Origin of the sequence: Pseudomonas sp. RA_35y_Pfl2_P32 (assembly GCF_963970735.1) — a bacterium.
In the GTDB taxonomy this organism is placed as follows: Bacteria; Pseudomonadota; Gammaproteobacteria; order Pseudomonadales; family Pseudomonadaceae; genus Aquipseudomonas.
Window position 1 is genome coordinate 1 of record NZ_CAXAQF010000433.1, and the last position, 255, is coordinate 255.

Sequence of the window (255 nt, forward strand, 5' to 3'; positions counted from 1 at the left end):
TTCCTGCAAGGTCGCATAGGTGGTACTGGAGAAGTTGCCGGAGTTCGGGGTGTTGGTCACCACGAACAGATAGAGAGGTTTTTTGCGTTTTCTGTTTCGGTAAGCCGCCGCCAATTCACGCAACTGCTTGGCAAACGGCGGGTAGCGGAAGTACTGGTTTTCAAAGTAGGCGTAGTTGCGCACGTTGCCCAAGGCGTTGTGGTACAGCTCCAGAATCGAGGTCTCTGCGCCTTCCTGTGGTTGTGTGCGGCACAT

1 pseudogene is annotated in these 255 nt (G+C 54.5%); it reads right to left on the minus strand.

The annotated features are described in order from the left end of the window. Positions 1 to 255: pseudogene (locus AACY45_RS29040) on the minus strand (hypothetical protein); the annotation flags it as partial.